Annotated in this window: 15 protein-coding genes; 11 read left to right on the top strand and 4 right to left on the bottom strand. The window is 42.4% G+C overall.

Annotated features, from left to right (window positions below; all coding sequences use genetic code 11):
* Positions 1–32: 32 nt before the first annotated feature.
* On the top strand, positions 33–1,226 hold the full coding sequence (gene metK, locus HMPREF1516_RS04735) for a methionine adenosyltransferase (protein WP_000003924.1): 1,194 nt from the start codon (positions 33–35) through the stop codon (positions 1,224–1,226).
* A 108-nt stretch (positions 1,227–1,334) separates the two neighbouring features.
* On the opposite strand, the gene HMPREF1516_RS04730 is transcribed toward metK, so the two are convergent.
* The 4 genes from HMPREF1516_RS04730 to HMPREF1516_RS04715 form a co-directional block, all read right to left on the bottom strand.
* Positions 1,335–1,634 (bottom strand): DUF1827 family protein, encoded by a 300-nt coding sequence (locus tag HMPREF1516_RS04730; RefSeq protein ID WP_000767205.1) that lies wholly within the window; start codon positions 1,632–1,634, stop codon positions 1,335–1,337.
* Between the two features lie 58 nt (positions 1,635–1,692).
* Positions 1,693–2,145, bottom strand: a complete 453-nt coding sequence (locus HMPREF1516_RS04725; protein ID WP_007520352.1) for an NUDIX hydrolase — start codon at positions 2,143–2,145, stop codon at positions 1,693–1,695.
* Between the two features lie 130 nt (positions 2,146–2,275).
* Positions 2,276–4,537: an ATP-dependent Clp protease ATP-binding subunit gene (locus HMPREF1516_RS04720; protein WP_000882490.1), complete on the bottom strand. Its 2,262-nt coding sequence runs from the start codon at positions 4,535–4,537 to the stop codon at positions 2,276–2,278.
* Positions 4,538–4,776: 239 nt separating this feature from the next.
* Positions 4,777–5,007 carry a DUF1797 family protein gene (locus HMPREF1516_RS04715; RefSeq protein WP_000443577.1) on the bottom strand — a complete coding sequence of 77 codons (231 nt, stop codon included), beginning with the start codon at positions 5,005–5,007 and terminating at the stop codon, positions 4,777–4,779.
* Between the two features lie 190 nt (positions 5,008–5,197).
* Here HMPREF1516_RS04715 and HMPREF1516_RS04710 point away from each other — a divergent pair, with 190 nt between their 5' ends.
* From HMPREF1516_RS04710 to HMPREF1516_RS04665, 10 genes are all read left to right on the top strand, one after another.
* Entirely contained in the window at positions 5,198–5,881 is a 684-nt protein-coding gene (locus HMPREF1516_RS04710; RefSeq protein WP_001011622.1) for an amino acid ABC transporter permease, read from the top strand.
* Positions 5,881–6,615 (top strand): amino acid ABC transporter ATP-binding protein, encoded by a 735-nt coding sequence (locus HMPREF1516_RS04705; protein ID WP_000140926.1) that lies wholly within the window; start codon positions 5,881–5,883, stop codon positions 6,613–6,615. The genes HMPREF1516_RS04710 and HMPREF1516_RS04705 overlap by 1 nt, the downstream gene beginning before the upstream one ends.
* A gap of 33 nt (positions 6,616–6,648) precedes the next feature.
* On the top strand, positions 6,649–6,969 hold the full coding sequence (locus tag HMPREF1516_RS04700; RefSeq protein ID WP_033605904.1) for a TfoX/Sxy family protein: 321 nt from the start codon (positions 6,649–6,651) through the stop codon (positions 6,967–6,969).
* A gap of 148 nt (positions 6,970–7,117) precedes the next feature.
* Positions 7,118–7,975: a bifunctional methylenetetrahydrofolate dehydrogenase/methenyltetrahydrofolate cyclohydrolase gene (locus HMPREF1516_RS04695; protein ID WP_000057235.1), complete on the top strand. Its 858-nt coding sequence runs from the start codon at positions 7,118–7,120 to the stop codon at positions 7,973–7,975.
* 4 nt (positions 7,976–7,979) lie between these two features.
* The gene (locus HMPREF1516_RS04690) at positions 7,980–8,753 is read left to right on the top strand and encodes an HAD hydrolase family protein (RefSeq protein ID WP_033605902.1); all 774 of its coding nucleotides are present in this window, start codon (positions 7,980–7,982) and stop codon (positions 8,751–8,753) included.
* A 57-nt stretch (positions 8,754–8,810) separates the two neighbouring features.
* The gene (locus HMPREF1516_RS04685) at positions 8,811–9,662 is read left to right on the top strand and encodes an NAD(P)H-hydrate dehydratase (RefSeq protein ID WP_000863015.1); all 852 of its coding nucleotides are present in this window, start codon (positions 8,811–8,813) and stop codon (positions 9,660–9,662) included.
* 199 nt (positions 9,663–9,861) lie between these two features.
* Positions 9,862–12,351, top strand: a complete 2,490-nt coding sequence (locus HMPREF1516_RS04680; RefSeq protein ID WP_033606047.1) for a bifunctional DnaQ family exonuclease/ATP-dependent helicase — start codon at positions 9,862–9,864, stop codon at positions 12,349–12,351.
* Positions 12,352–12,356: 5 nt separating this feature from the next.
* Positions 12,357–13,580: an FtsW/RodA/SpoVE family cell cycle protein gene (locus tag HMPREF1516_RS04675; protein WP_000830411.1), complete on the top strand. Its 1,224-nt coding sequence runs from the start codon at positions 12,357–12,359 to the stop codon at positions 13,578–13,580.
* Between the two features lie 10 nt (positions 13,581–13,590).
* Positions 13,591–14,145, top strand: a complete 555-nt coding sequence (locus HMPREF1516_RS04670; RefSeq protein ID WP_033605901.1) for a DJ-1 family glyoxalase III — start codon at positions 13,591–13,593, stop codon at positions 14,143–14,145.
* 83 nt (positions 14,146–14,228) lie between these two features.
* The gene (locus HMPREF1516_RS04665) at positions 14,229–14,792 is read left to right on the top strand and encodes an HAD-IA family hydrolase (RefSeq protein WP_025169559.1); all 564 of its coding nucleotides are present in this window, start codon (positions 14,229–14,231) and stop codon (positions 14,790–14,792) included.
* Positions 14,793–14,796: the final 4 nt, after the last annotated feature.

Genomic DNA, 14,796 nt, shown 5'->3' with positions numbered 1-14,796 from the left:
TATAACAATATTTTTTAAGGGGGGACATTTTTATGTCAGAACGTAAATTATTCACGTCTGAATCTGTATCTGAGGGGCATCCAGATAAGATTGCAGACCAAATTTCAGATGCGATTTTGGATGCTATTTTAGCAAAGGATCCAGAGGCGCACGTTGCTGCTGAGACAGCTGTATACACTGGTTCTGTCCATGTTTTTGGTGAAATTTCTACAAATGCCTATGTGGATATCAACCGTGTGGTTCGTGATACCATTGCAGAGATTGGTTATACGAATGCAGAATATGGTTTTTCTGCGGAAACAGTTGGAGTTCATCCATCGCTTGTTGAGCAGTCACCGGATATCGCCCAAGGTGTTAACGAAGCCTTGGAAGTCCGTGGAAATGCAGATCAAGATCCGCTTGACTTGATTGGTGCTGGTGACCAAGGTCTCATGTTTGGATTTGCAGTGGATGAGACAGAAGAACTCATGCCATTGCCAATTTCACTCAGCCACAAACTGGTTCGTCGCTTGGCAGAACTTCGTAAGTCTGGTGAAATCAGCTATCTTCGCCCAGACGCAAAATCACAAGTTACAGTTGAGTATGATGAAAATGATCGTCCGGTACGTGTGGACACAGTCGTTATTTCAACTCAGCACGATCCAGAAGCTACTAATGAACAAATCCATCAAGATGTGATTAACAAGGTTATCAAAGAAGTTATTCCAGCTTCTTACTTGGATGAGCAAACAAAATTCTTCATCAATCCGACTGGCCGCTTTGTAATCGGTGGACCTCAAGGAGACTCAGGTTTGACTGGTCGTAAGATCATCGTGGATACCTATGGTGGGTATTCTCGTCATGGTGGCGGTGCCTTCTCTGGTAAGGATGCGACGAAGGTGGACCGTTCAGCCTCTTATGCGGCTCGCTACATTGCCAAGAATATCGTGGCAGCAGGTCTTGCTAAGAAAGTAGAAGTGCAATTGGCCTATGCCATCGGTGTGGCGCAGCCTGTCTCTGTTCGTATCGATACTTTTGGTACAGGAACAGTAGCTGAAAGCAAACTTGAAAAAGCTGCGCGTCAAATCTTTGATCTTCGCCCTGCAGGAATTATCCAAATGCTGGATCTTAAACGTCCAATTTACCGTCAAACAGCGGCATATGGTCACATGGGACGTACAGATATTGACCTTCCATGGGAACGTTTGGATAAGGTAGATGCTTTTAAAGAGGCTGTGAAATCATAACCACCCGTTAGGTGCGAGACGGACTAATAGTCACATAATAAAAAAGATTGGTAGTTGTGTATTACCAATCTTTTTTATAAGTGAAAACCAGCTTTTAAGCTGGTTTTCTTATTTTATAGGGATTGAAATCTCAATCAATTTATCCGAATAGAGGGTTTTGATATTGGCTTCATCGATGCTTCCTTTGTCAATTTTACGTTTCAAGAAGAAGTCTTGGATGGTTTCAATTTCGGGTTCACGAATAGCACGGTGTTTGTTGGAAATGAGGATTTCATAGTGAAGCGGGGCTTGTGTGAAAACCACATCTGTATTTCCGGCCGAATAGACCTCGACAAGAGTTGCATCAGTACTTTCTAATTGGCTTTTAACAAGTTGCGAGTGTGAATTAGTCGTGTTGATAAGCTTCATAACAGTTCCTCCGATTTTCTAACTCTATTATAGCACTTTTTGGATAAAATCGTGTATTTTAGCCAATTCCATGCTGGATTTTCCAAGCTTCTATTCCCCATTTATGGCTACCACGTTTGAGTTTTTCAATTGCTTCATCAATAGGAAACCAAGCAATATGATTAAAATCTTCCAATGGCTTCTGTACTTCTTGGAAAGAAATAGCTTCATAGAGATAAGCTGGGTTATAGTAGTAGGTATCACGGTGTCGAGAGTAGAAATACTCATCAGCTTGCCCATAATAGGTCCCGATCTCAGCTGTAAAGCCAAGTTCTTCGATTAGTTCTCTCTTCAGTGCTTCTTGATGAGCTTCGCCTGCTTCAATCTCTCCACCTGGCAAGAACCAAGCACCATTGGGAGCTTGGACTAAGACAATTTGTTTTTTTTCTTCATCCGGAATAACTGCGTACACACCATAGCGGGGCTGGTAAGTCACATTCTCCTTTTTTTCACCAAAAGTTGGGTTTGCCATTGAATTTTCCTCATTCTTTAGTATCTTTATTATTATCATAATGGACGAGGGACTAGCTGTCAAGGTTTTGCATTTATTTTAGTAAAAAAGGTGCAGAAAATGATAGACTTTCTGCACTTGTTAGGTCGTTTTATTCTTCTTTTTCAGAAGTAACCTCTTCTGTTTTTTCAGTTTTTTTGGCAGATTTGATTTGAATCTTACCATTGCTTGTCATGACTGCCTTGAGGTCTTTTTCGCTTGGATTTTCAAGGTAGTAGTCTGTAATAGCATCCTCGATATGGTCTTGAATGGTACGACGGAGTGGGCGTGCTCCCATTTTGGGATCATAACCTAGGTCAACCAACTTTTCCTTGACCTTGTCTGTCACATCGAGGTGGATGTTGTTGCTAGAGAGGCGTTTGTTGACATCCGCTAGCATGAGTTCGACGATTTGGAGAAGGTTGTCCTTGCTGAGAGGTTTAAATTCGATGATGCCGTCAAAACGGTTCATAAACTCTGGGCTAAAGAAGTTACCGAGTTCACCGAGAACAGAGTTGGTTCGACCTTCACGAGCAGCTCCAAAACCAACGCTGGCTTCGGCCTTACCGGTACCCGCATTTGAGGTCATGATAATGATAGCATCCTTAAAGCTAACTGTCCGTCCTTGCCCATCAGTCAAACGACCATCGTCCAAGACTTGAAGGAACATGTGCATCACATCTGGGTGGGCTTTTTCAACTTCATCGAGAAGGATGAGAGAGTAGGGATTGCGACGAACTTTTTCCGTTAACTGACCTGCTTCATCGTAGCCGACATAGCCTGGAGGGGCTCCGACTAATTTAGCCACACTGTGTTTTTCCATGTATTCGCTCATATCAAAGCGAATCATGCTGTCAGCAGAGCCAAAGAGCTCAATGGCTAGTTGTTTGGAAAGTTCTGTCTTACCGACACCAGTTGGTCCGACAAAGAGGAAGCTTCCGATTGGCCGGTTAGGAGTTCCAAGTCCAACTCGATTACGACGGATGGCCTTGGCAATCTTATCAACAGCTTCATCTTGACCAATGACATGAGCTTTGAGGTCGTCTGCTAGATGGATAAGCTGAGACTGTTCTTTTTCTTTGAGTTCTCCGACAGGAATATTGGTTTTCTGCTCAATGATATGTTCAATGGTTTTCTCGCTAATGATAGGAGTATCTTGGTCAGTCACCTTGTTTTTCTGCATTTCCTTGTACTTGGCAATCTGATCGCGGAAATAGGCAGCTTTTTCAAAGTCTTCCTCTCGTGTAGCCTGAGCCTTGAGATTTTCAGCTTCAATTAAACGCTGATCAATCACTTTAGGATCAACAAAGTTCAGTGTCAGATTCATCTTAGAACCAGCTTCATCCAACAGGTCAATAGCCTTGTCTGGCAAGAAGCGATCTTGGATGTAACGATTGGAAAGAGTAGCAGCTGCTTCGATGGCAGCATCAGTATACTTGACGTGATGGTAGTCTTCGTATTTCTTTTGAACCCCTTTGAGGATGGTAATGGTTTCTTCGACAGTTGGTTCATCTACCTTGACAGGCTGCATACGGCGTTCGAGGGCAGCATCTTTTTCAATGATACGGTATTCATTGAGAGTAGTGGCGCCGACCAGTTGCAATTCACCACGGGCAAGGGCTGGTTTGAGGATATTTCCTGCATCCATATTGCCATCGCCAGCAGATCCAGCGCCAACAATTTCATGGATTTCATCGATAAAGAGGATGATGTCCTCGCGTTTGCGAATTTCTTCCATGAGTTTTTGCATACGTTCCTCAAATTGGCCTCGGATCCCTGTCCCTTGGACTAGACTGACTACATCCAGACGGATGACCTGCTTGCCTTGGAGTTTGTGGGGAACATCACCATCGACAATCTTCTGAGCTAAACCTTCGACAACGGCAGTTTTACCAACACCTGGTTCTCCGATAAGGACAGGATTGTTCTTGGTTCGACGGTTGAGGATTTCGATAACGCGGATAATCTCCTCATCTCGACCTATAACAGGGTCAATATCTCCCCGACGAGCTATTTCAGTCACGTTGATACCATATTCCTCTAGGAGCCCTCTTTCTTGGCTAGGAGGAGGTGTTTGAACAGGTCCGCGGTTTTGAGGTCCGTATCCCCCATTACCTCCGTATCCCCCACCGGATTGAGTTGGAGGGACGTTATTTGAAGAAGCCCTGAAATTGTTCAAATCATTGAAAAAGTCTCCAAAAGGATCAAAGTCACGATTGTTTAAGTCAGTCATTCCTTTAAAGAGGGTATTATTTGGATCTGTTTTGATAATTTTATAGCAATTTTGACAGAGATCAATTTGTTTTTGCTGTCCATTGATATTGGTATACAGATGAATTGTTGAGTCGTTAATTTTACAGTTTTGACAGAGCATACATCTACCTCATTTCATTCGTATTCTTGACCTAAGAAAAAGGTCAAGAATAGTCAAAGTTTTATACTCTCATTATAGCATGATTAAGGTGTAAAGCAAGTAAAAAGATTGGGAAGTGGTCATTTTTAAAAGAAGGATTTATGGAGGATTAAGCGACTTGAAGGTAAGAAAAAAATCCCATTTGTGGTGACAAAAAGGATTCTCATTCATCAAGCAGGGGTCTCTCTGCTGTTTGTATATTAGTAAAGGAGTTCGTAGATCTCCATTGCAATCAAATCAATGCTATCAAAGGTATAGGTTTCACGAGCTTCTACATCGCGAAGAGTGAAGAGTGATCCGTTTTCTTCGTCGTGGCTGTATGCAACTTCTGCGACAACAACACCTTCACGTTCAAAATTACGTTTTAGATTTCCACCATCTTTTGTCATTGCTTCTAGGCGGTTAATGATTCTAACCAAATGTGATTCCATTTTGATTCTCCTCCATTTCTTATCGTTTCTATTTTACCATAAACAAGAGGTAGTTGACTAGAAAAAAACTGTGATTTCTCTCTATTTCTCTATTCTATCAAGTTAATTGTTAAAATTAGAGAAAAATATTGCATTTTAATTCAATTCGTGTTATAATCATACAATCTAATACATAGAAAGTTGATTGAATATGAATTTTTCTTTTTTACCAAAGTATTTACCATATTTTAACTATGGTGCTCTGATTACCGTATTGATTTCTATCCTTGTTGTCTGCTTAGGGACCATTATAGGTGTCTTACTGGCCTTTGCTCAACGTTCACGCTTTAAACCGCTCGTTTGGTTTGCAAATGTGTATGTTTGGATCTTCCGTGGAACTCCGATGATGGTTCAAATAATGATTGCCTTTGCTCTTATGCATATCAATGCTCCGACTATTCAAGTGGGAATTTTAGGAGTTGATCTTTCTCGTTTGATTCCTGGTATTCTGATTATTTCTATGAACAGTGGAGCTTACGTTTCAGAAACTGTTCGTGCTGGGATCAATGCGGTTCCTAAAGGGCAGTTAGAGGCCGCATATTCTCTAGGTATTCGTCCGAAAAATGCCATGCGTTATGTCATTTTGCCACAAGCTATCAAGAATATTCTTCCAGCGCTGGGAAATGAATTTATCACCATTATCAAGGATAGTTCCCTCTTGTCGGCAATTGGGGTGATGGAGTTGTGGAATGGTGCAACGACTGTAGCAACAACAACTTATTTACCGTTGACTCCCCTTTTATTTGCAGCCTTTTACTATTTGATTATGACCTCTGTTTTGACAGTGGCGTTGAAAGCATTTGAAAAACATATTGGACAAGGAGACAAGAAATAATGACAGAAACTTTGATTAAAATTGAAGAACTACATAAGTCTTTTGGGAAAAATGAAGTTTTAAAAGGCATCAATCTTGAGATTAAACGTGGAGAAGTTGTGGTCATTATCGGACCGTCAGGGAGCGGGAAATCAACTCTCCTTCGTTCGATGAATCTCCTTGAAGAAGCAAGTAAAGGTAAGGTTATCTTTGAAGGAGTTGATATCACTGATAAGAAAAATGACCTTTTTGCTATGCGTGAAAAGATGGGTATGGTATTCCAACAATTCAACCTCTTTCCTAATATGACGGTCATGGAAAATATCACTTTGTCCCCAATCAAAACTAAAGGTGAAAGCAAGGAAGTTGCGGAGAAAAGAGCACAGGAACTGTTAGAAAAAGTTGGTTTGCCAGATAAGGCGACGGCCTATCCTCAGAGTTTGTCTGGTGGTCAGCAACAACGGATTGCTATTGCACGTGGACTTGCTATGGAACCAGATGTTTTGCTTTTTGATGAGCCGACTTCAGCCCTTGACCCTGAGATGGTTGGAGAAGTTCTAGCTGTTATGCAAGACCTTGCCAAGTCAGGGATGACTATGGTGATTGTGACGCATGAAATGGGCTTTGCGCGTGAGGTAGCAGACCGTGTTATCTTTATGGCGGATGGAGTTGTTGTCGAAGATGGAACTCCAGAAGAGATTTTCAATCAAACAAAAGAACAACGGACCAAGGAATTTTTGAGTAAGGTTTTGTAATACCTCATTTTTAGAAGAAGCGGAGTAGGCATCATGGCTTCCAGTAAAGAATATTTAGATTTTATTCTCGAACAGCTATCAGAGCTAGAGGAGATGAGTTATCGTCCAATGATGGGAGAGTATATCCTTTATTATCGTGGGAAGATTATTGGGGGAATCTATGATAATCGTCTGTTACTGAAGCCTGTGAAGGTGGTCATGGATCAATTGGAACAGACTAGGCTTGAACGTCCTTATGAAGGAGCTAAGGAGATGATTTTGCTAGAAGATCTTGAAGATAAGTCATTTCTAGCGAAACTAATCAAGGATATGTATGAAGTCTTACCGACTCCAAAAGTAAAAAAGAAAACATGATAGATTCTCCTAATATAAATAGGCATAAAAGCTCGATAAGGGCTTTTTCTTATAGTTTTTGACTATAAGGTCCATTAGTCAAGAAGTGTTAGAATGACAAGGTATTTTTTGTTATAATAGAGGATATCTGATAGAAAAGAGAAGAGATATGGCACAGATTATTGATGGGAAGGCTCTTGCGGCTAAGTTACAGGGGCAGTTGACTGAAAAGACGGCTAAACTAAAAGAAGAAACAGGTTTAGTTCCAGGCTTGGTGGTGATTTTGGTGGGAGATAATCCAGCCAGCCAAGTCTACGTTCGCAACAAGGAACGCTCAGCTCTCGCTGCTGGCTTCCGTAGTGAAGTAGTGCGAGTTCCAGAGACCATTACCCAGGCGGAATTGTTAGACTTGATTGCCAAATACAATCAAGATTCAGCTTGGCATGGGATTTTGGTCCAGTTACCTTTACCAAAACATATTGATGAAGAGGCAGTTTTATTAGCCATTGATCCCGAAAAAGATGTGGATGGTTTCCACCCGCTAAACATGGGTCGCCTCTGGTCTGGTCATCCAGTTATGATTCCTTCGACACCTGCAGGAATTATGGAGATGTTTCATGAATATGGGATTGAGTTGGAAGGTAAAAATGCGGTTGTTATCGGTCGCTCAAATATTGTTGGTAAACCGATGGCCCAGCTACTTTTGGCTAAGAATGCAACAGTAACCTTGACCCACTCACGCACCCATCATCTTGCCAAGGTGGCTGCTAAGGCAGATATTCTTGTCGTAGCTATCGGTCGCGCTAAGTTTGTGACTGCTGACTTTGTCAAACCAGGAGCGGTTGTCATTGACGTTGGGATGAACCGAGATGAAAACGGCAAGCTTTGTGGAGATGTTGATTATGATGCCGTTGCACCACTTGCTAGTCACATCACACCTGTACCGGGTGGAGTTGGTCCTATGACCATTACCATGCTGATGGCGCAAACCTATCAGGCAGCGCTTCGAACACTAAACAAGGACTAGTAAGATGAAATTCGTATTTGATCTGGATGGGACGCTGTCTTTCGACTATATGACCATAGATGAGGAGATTAAGCAGGTTCTTTTAAAGGCTGAAGATTATGGACATGAGCTTGTGTTTGCCTCAGCTCGCTCTTATCGGGATTGCTTGGGTTTATTAGGCCCTGAACTCAGTCAGCGCTTGGTCATAGGGTTGAATGGTGGCGTAGCCTATCATCTAGGTAAGGCTATCTTCGAAAGGAATCTCGATGCTAGAGTTTATCAGGCGCTAGTGGATTACTGCCAGACTTATAATCTCCCTTTCTTTGTAGATGATTGCTTTGACTATAGTGGTCAGATTGTAGAGAAGATTCCATTTATTTCCAGTGTGGATCCTCTAAAGGTAGCTCGTCATCAGAAACTCGAGGACTTAGGTACTCCGATTAAGGTAGTCATCTATATGGGCGACCATGAGGAGTTGCTTGATGATTTGCTTGGTCAGTTAGAAAGACTAGGACAGGCTCATCTCTCCTATCATGCGCATGAAAAGTGCCTTTATGTCAACCCCTTGGATACTCATAAGGCGACAACTGTTGAAAAGTTATGCGGGGAGAACTTCATCGCTTTTGGAAATGACCAAAACGATATTGAATTGTTTAAAACGTCTCTTTATTCAGTCCAGATAGGAGACTTTGCTGGCCTTACTCCATATGCAGATGACACGTTAGAGCTAAAAGGAGAACCTTCTCCAGCAGTGGCAGCTAAAATCTTACAGATCTTTGCGGAATTTAAGGGAAAATAGTGTAGAAGGAGGTCTGAACCTCCTTTTGTAGTATAATGGAGTGAGAGGGAAAAAACGATGAAAGTGATTGATCAAGATTTATTAGAAAAAATCATTATTGAACGTTCTCGTACCAGTCATAAAGGAGACTATGGCCGTCTGCTCTTGCTTGGTGGGACCTATCCTTATGGTGGAGCCATCATCATGGCTGCCTTGGCAGCAGTCAAAAGTGGGGCAGGGTTGGTGACTGTTGGCACGGATAAGGAGAATATTTCGGCTCTGCACAGTCATTTACCTGAGGCCATGGCATTTTCTCTTCAAGACCAGCAATTGTTAAAAGAACAGTTGGAAAAGGCAGAAGTTGTCTTGTTAGGTCCGGGTTTGCGAGAGGATGCATTCGGAGAAGAAATCATAAAACGGGTCTGTGACAGCCTTAGAAAAGACCAGGTTTTGATTGCAGATGGCGGTGCTTTGGGCATCTTAGCAAAAGGCCAGTTACCATTTCCTTCCAGTCAGCTCATCCTAACTCCCCACCAAAAGGAATGGGAAAGACTGTCTGGTATAGTTCTTGACCATCAAAATACAGAGACGACTACTAGGGCTCTTTCTGATTTTCCTCAAGGAACGATTTTAGTTGAGAAAGGTCCGGCAACTCGTATCTGGCAAGTCGGTCAGCCTGAATATTATCAGTTACAGGTTGGAGGCCCCTATCAAGCAACTGGTGGAATGGGAGATACACTTGCTGGAATCATTGCAGGTTTTGCAGGTCAGTTTGACCAAGTCAGCCTCTATGAGAGGGTAGTGGTAGCAACCCACCTTCATTCAGCTATCGCGCAAGAACTTGCTCAAGAAAACTACCTTGTCTTGCCAACAGAAATTAGCAAGGCTCTTCCGAAAACAATGAAAAAAATATCTCAAAAAGGCAGCTAATACCTTAGTTGTCTTTTTATGTTGATGTAGCTTTGTTGATAAGGTTTTCAAATACCTCAGAATCAGGAATCAACTGCTGAACTTGCGTGAAATTCTCACTTTTAAGGTCTGGGTTTTTACTCAAACTCACAAGGAAAGTGAGATTGTTATCAAAGTTGAGGGGTGTCAAATCATGCTTTTTTTGATATAATTTTTAATGATGAATGCGAGAAATGATCGGTATGTGGTCGTTGATTTAGAGGCGACCAGCACCGGAAGCAAGGCAAAAATTATTCAAGTGGGCATTGTGGTGATTGAGAATGGTGACATTATCGATCAGTATGCGACTGATGTCAATCCCCACGAACCCTTGGATTCTCATATCAAAGAATTAACGGGTCTGACCGATCAGCGTTTGGCTGCGGCACCAGAATTTTCTCAGGTGGCTGGAAAAATTTTTGAGTTGGTTAAGGACGGTATTTTTGTTGCGCACAATGTACAGTTTGATGCCAACCTTCTTGCAGAATTCCTCTTTTTTGAAGGATATGAATTGCGCACACCGCGAGTGGATACAGTTGAGCTTGCCCAAGTTCTGTATCCTCAGTTTGAAAAGTATAACTTAGGTATCCTTTGTCAAGAGTTGGGCATTGAGCTGGAACATGCCCATACTGCCCTATCAGATGCTCAGGCAACAGCTGAACTCTTGCTTTACATGCGTCAAAAACTTTTTGAGCTACCTAAAGGGCTTTTAGAAAGCTTGTTAGACCTTGCAGACAACCTTCTCTATGAAAGTTATCTGGTGATTGAGGAGGTCTATCAGCAACAATCTCTCTTATCTTCACCAGACTTGATGGAGCTTCATGGGCTTTTCCTCAAAAAGGAAAGCAAAGGCTTAGTCCCACGAAAGTTATCCAAAGATTTTGCTAAAAATATTTCTTTATTGGGGCTGGAGGAGCGACCGCAACAGTTGGAATTTGCGGAGAAGATTGAGCAATTATTGGAAGAATACCAGACTTCCTTTATCCAAGCTCAAACGGGACTGGGCAAGACTTATGGTTATCTCCTCCCAGCTTTGAACTTGGAGAGTCAAGCAGGGATCCTAGTGAGTGTTCCAACCAAAATTCTTCAAAATCAAATCATGCAAGAAGAAGGTCAGCGTTTAAAAGAGGTCTTCCATCTGGAGATTCATAGTCTCAAGGGTCCTCAAAATTACTTGAAACTGGATGCCTTTCATCAAATTCTCTATCGATCTGAGTCCAATCGCCTCTTCACACGCTTTAAAATGCAACTGCTCATCTGGCTAACAGAGACAGAGACAGGTGACTTGGACGAAATCGGGCAGCTTTATCGCTACCAGAACTTTCTGTCAGAACTAGTCCACGATGGCAAGCTTTCAAAGAAAAGTTTATTTGCTACAGAGGATTTTTGGAAACGAGGGCAGGAAAAGGCCAAGACCAGTCGTGTTCTTCTGACCAATCATGCCTATCTGGTCACTCGTTTGGAAGACAATCCAGAGTTTGTTGATAACCGTTTGGTAATTTTGGATGAAGCTCAAAAAATGCTGCTAGCTCTCGAAAATCTAGCCCAGCAGGCTTATCGCCTTGAGGATCTTGTAACTCAAATTGAAAAGTCCTTAGAGTCAGTGGAGAATTTGGTTCAGAAACGCTTGCTTGAGAGTATTAGCTTTGAATGTCGTTACTTGATGGAGCACTATCAGTCAGGTCTGAAGAATGGAAAGTGGTTGGATTCTCTCGAACACTTGCGCCAGCATTTTTCGGAGTTAGCTCTCCCAGAGTATCGAGAGCTTGCAAACTTTTTCACGTCGGACCGTGAATTTTGGCTTGCTACAGCAGAGAAATCGAGCAAGGATGTCTTGATTTGTTCAAGTAAAAAAGGCCGCTTTATACTAGCAGACTTATTGCCAGAAGATTGTAGGCTCCTAGGAGTATCTGCCACTCTTGAAATTAGCAATCGGGTTTCCTTAGCAGATTTACTGGGATTCCCAGATGCTCCACTTGTTAGGCTTGATGTAGCAAAGCAGGAGCAACAAGAAGTCTTTCTAGTCAATGACTTTCCTCTTGTGACAGAAGTTTCATCTTTTGACTATGCTAGTGAAGTGGCTTCTGTCATTCGAAGCCTACAGGCCTTTCAAGAACCCTTATTGGTTTTGTTTACTTCAAAAGAAATGCTGCTGGCAGTTTCGGACCTGCTCGACCAACCTCATCTAGCTCAGTATAAAAATGGGGAACCAAGCCAACTGAAAAAACGTTTTGAAAAAGGTGAACGCCAGATCTTGCTTGGAACAGGTAGTTTCTGGGAAGGGGTTGATTTTTCAACCCATCCTTGCGTGATTCAAGTGATTCCGAGATTGCCTTTCCAAAATCCCCAAGAGCCTTTAACCAAAAAATTAAACCAAGAACTGCGCCAAGAAGGGAAAAATCCTTTCTATGATTATCAGTTACCGATGGCGATCATTCGGTTAAAGCAAGCCCTTGGTCGTACTGTTAGACGGCCCAACCAAGGTTCGGTTGCTCTAATCTTAGACAGTCGAGTTGTCAGCAAGCGTTACGGCAAACAAATCGCTCAGGCCTTGTCAAAAGAAAGGGCTGTTCAGGTTCTTTCTAGAGAACAGCTAGAGCCTGCTGTAGCTGATTTTCTCCAATCTCGTCGCAATAGAATGAAAGAAAAATCCAAGAAAGAGAATAGGTAAAAAATATGAAACGTTCATTCGACTCTCGAGTCGATTATAGCCTCCTCCTACCAGTGTTTTGTTTACTGGTGATTGGAGTAGTGGCCATTTATATAGCAGTTAGTCATGACTATCCCAATAATGTATTACCAATTCTAGGTCAGCAAATCGCATGGATTGCCTTGGGGCTTGTCATTGGATTTGTGGTCATGTTCTTTAATACCGAGTTTTTATGGAAGGTGACTCCCTATCTTTATGGTCTAGGGTTGGCTTTGATGGTCCTCCCCCTTGTTTTCTACAATCCAAATCTTGTAGCGTCAACAGGTGCCAAGAACTGGGTATCGATTGGTGGAACGACACTTTTCCAGCCATCGGAGTTCATGAAGATTTCCTATATCTTGATGTTGGCTCGAGCCATTGTAAGATTCACTCAGAAACACAAGGAATGGCGACGGACTATTCCCTTGGATTTCCTACTGATTGGTTGGATGATTGCCTTTACCATCCCAGTCTTTATCCTCTTAGCCCTACAAAGTGACTTGGGGACTGCCTTGGTCTTTGTAGCTATTTTTTCCGGTATGGTTCTCCTTTCAGGTGTTTCGTGGAAGATCATCATTCCGGTTTTTGCGACAGGAGTGACTGCTGTTGCAGGCTTCATGGCCATCTTTATAAGCAAGGATGGACGTGCCTTCTTGCATCAGATTGGGATGCCAACTTACCAGATCAACCGCATTTTGGCTTGGCTCAATCCCTTTGACTTCGCGCAAACAACGACTTACCAACAGGCGCAGGGACAAATTGCGATTGGAAGTGGTGGCTTGTTTGGGCAAGGTTTCAATGTGTCCAATCTCCTCATTCCAGTACGTGAGAGTGATATGATTTTCACCGTAATTGCTGAAGACTTTGGCTTCATTGGTTCGGTCTTTGTCGTTGCCCTGTACTTACTTCTCATCTATCGGATGTTGAAGATTACTCTCAGGTCAAATAACCAGTTCTACACCTACATTTCGACTGGTTTTATCATGATGTTGCTCTTCCATATCTTTGAAAATATCGGTGCCGTGACAGGTTTACTTCCTTTGACAGGGATTCCTCTACCTTTCATCTCTCAAGGGGGTTCCGCAATTATTAGTAACCTCATTGGTGTCGGTCTCCTCTTATCTATGAGTTACCAGACCAACCTAGCGGAGGAGAAAAGTGGAAAAGTTCCATTCAAACGAAAGAAAGTCGTCCTAAAACAAATCAAATAAGGAGGCCACTATGGCAACAGTAGCAGTTATCTTAGCCCAGGGTTTTGAAGAAATTGAAGCCTTGACAGTAGTTGATGTCTTGCGTCGAGCAAACATTTCATGTGATATGGTAGGATTTGAAGAGCACGTGACAGGATCACATGGCATTCAGGTAAAAGCCGATCGTATCTTTGATGGTGATTTGTCCGACTATGACTTGGTAGTTCTTCCAGGTGGCATGCCAGGCTCAGCTCACCTACGGGATAATCCAGCCCTCATTTCTGAGATTAAAGTCTTTGACCAAGCTGGAAAGAAAATTGCAGCCATCTGTGCAGCTCCAATCGCCCTCCATCAAGCAGGTATCCTGAAAGACAAGCACTTCACCTGTTATGACGGTGTTCAGGAGAACATCAGTGATGGAATTTATCAAAAGCAAACAGTGGTTGTGGATGGCAATCTAACAACTAGCCGAGGACCGTCAACCGCACTTGCCTTTGCCTATGAGTTGGTAGAGCAATTGGGAGGAGATGCTGAAAGTTTACGAGACGGCATGCTCTATCGAGATGTCTTTGGAAATCAACAGTAAGACGAGAGTTCGGCTCTCGTTTTTGCTTGGAAAAATCTAGGAAATCATCGCTTTTTTCATAAAAAAATGGTATAATGAAGGGTATGAAATATCACGACTATATATGGGATTTAGGTGGTACCCTATTGGATAATTATGAGACTTCTACAGCAGCCTTTGTAGAGACCTTAGCCCAATACGGAATAGAGCAAGAACACGACCGTGTTTACGAAGCCTTGAAGGTTTCGACAGCTTTTGCTATCGAGAAGTTTGCCCCAGACATCGAGAATTTTTTAGAAAACTACAAAGAAAATGAAGCGCGTGAGCTAGAGTATCCAGTTTTGTTTGAAGGGATTCCAGAACTACTCAAAGACATTTCTGACAAGGGTGGCCGTCATTTCTTAGTTTCTCATCGAAATGACCAAGTTCTAGAACTTCTTGCAAAGACTCAGATAGCTGACTATTTCACAGAAGTCGTGACTGCCAGTTCTGGCTTTAAACGGAAACCAGATCCTGAGTCCATGATTTATTTACGTGATAAATATCATATTACATCTGGTTTAGTCATTGGTGACAGAAATATTGATGTAGAAGCAGGTAAAGCTGCTGGCTTAGATGCCTATCTTTTTAATAACGTTGCGACATTGAGACAAGCAATAGACATGTAAGAAA

The organism is Streptococcus sp. CM6, from assembly GCF_000526095.1.
In the GTDB taxonomy this organism is placed as follows: domain Bacteria; phylum Bacillota; class Bacilli; order Lactobacillales; family Streptococcaceae; genus Streptococcus; species Streptococcus oralis_BW.
This window is presented reverse-complemented; position numbering and strand designations above follow the sequence as displayed.

Excerpts from the sequence above, each read along its gene's own strand:
- HMPREF1516_RS04700 (WP_033605904.1), top strand. The coding sequence starts at position 6,649 with ATGGCTTCCAGTAAAGAATATTTAGATTTTATTCTCGAACAGCTATCA.
- HMPREF1516_RS04690 (WP_033605902.1), top strand. The coding sequence starts at position 7,980 with ATGAAATTCGTATTTGATCTGGATGGGACGCTGTCTTTCGACTATATG.
- HMPREF1516_RS04665 (WP_025169559.1), top strand. The coding sequence starts at position 14,229 with ATGAAATATCACGACTATATATGGGATTTAGGTGGTACCCTATTGGAT.
- HMPREF1516_RS04730 (WP_000767205.1), bottom strand. The coding sequence starts at position 1,634 with ATGAAGCTTATCAACACGACTAATTCACACTCGCAACTTGTTAAAAGC.
- HMPREF1516_RS04710 (WP_001011622.1), top strand. The coding sequence starts at position 5,198 with ATGAATTTTTCTTTTTTACCAAAGTATTTACCATATTTTAACTATGGT.
- metK (WP_000003924.1), top strand. The coding sequence starts at position 33 with ATGTCAGAACGTAAATTATTCACGTCTGAATCTGTATCTGAGGGGCAT.
- HMPREF1516_RS04705 (WP_000140926.1), top strand. The coding sequence starts at position 5,881 with ATGACAGAAACTTTGATTAAAATTGAAGAACTACATAAGTCTTTTGGG.
- HMPREF1516_RS04695 (WP_000057235.1), top strand. The coding sequence starts at position 7,118 with ATGGCACAGATTATTGATGGGAAGGCTCTTGCGGCTAAGTTACAGGGG.
- HMPREF1516_RS04680 (WP_033606047.1), top strand. The coding sequence starts at position 9,862 with ATGAATGCGAGAAATGATCGGTATGTGGTCGTTGATTTAGAGGCGACC.
- HMPREF1516_RS04675 (WP_000830411.1), top strand. The coding sequence starts at position 12,357 with ATGAAACGTTCATTCGACTCTCGAGTCGATTATAGCCTCCTCCTACCA.
- HMPREF1516_RS04725 (WP_007520352.1), bottom strand. The coding sequence starts at position 2,145 with ATGGCAAACCCAACTTTTGGTGAAAAAAAGGAGAATGTGACTTACCAG.
- HMPREF1516_RS04670 (WP_033605901.1), top strand. The coding sequence starts at position 13,591 with ATGGCAACAGTAGCAGTTATCTTAGCCCAGGGTTTTGAAGAAATTGAA.
- HMPREF1516_RS04715 (WP_000443577.1), bottom strand. The coding sequence starts at position 5,007 with ATGGAATCACATTTGGTTAGAATCATTAACCGCCTAGAAGCAATGACA.
- HMPREF1516_RS04685 (WP_000863015.1), top strand. The coding sequence starts at position 8,811 with ATGAAAGTGATTGATCAAGATTTATTAGAAAAAATCATTATTGAACGT.
- HMPREF1516_RS04720 (WP_000882490.1), bottom strand. The coding sequence starts at position 4,537 with ATGCTCTGTCAAAACTGTAAAATTAACGACTCAACAATTCATCTGTAT.